This is a genomic window from Methylobacterium sp. D54C (genome assembly GCF_053345595.1).
The window spans coordinates 1-316 of record NZ_JBKFAK010000172.1; the positions used below are offsets into that span (position 1 = coordinate 1).

Below are 316 nucleotides of genomic sequence, written 5' to 3' on the forward strand. Positions count from 1 at the left end.
GTAGCCGGCGCTGAGCCGCTCGGGGGGCAGGGGGCGGTCGAGCGTGTAGGCGGGGTTCTGCGGCGCCGGGTAGAGCGGCTGGCCGCCCGCCGCCGCAAGGGCCGCGCGTCCGCCCAGGAGCGAGCCGGCCGCGAGCCCGGCCGCGCCGCCGATCAGGGCCCGCCGATTGAGGAAGACGGCCTCCGGCGACGCCACATGCCCCGGAACGCCCCAACCGCGCCTGCGCTTGATCAACATGGCCGTCTCCTCGGATCTCCTGCCTGCACAACCCACAGATCGGCCGCGGCCGACAGGGGCGCAAGCGCCGCAGCCTCAC

The 316-nt window shown here is 76.3% G+C and carries 1 pseudogene; it reads right to left on the bottom strand.

Annotated elements, in window-relative coordinates:
- Positions 1 to 237, bottom strand: a pseudogene (locus tag ACLBYB_RS33025) (protein-methionine-sulfoxide reductase catalytic subunit MsrP); the annotation flags it as partial.
- Positions 238 to 316 lie beyond the last annotated feature (79 nt).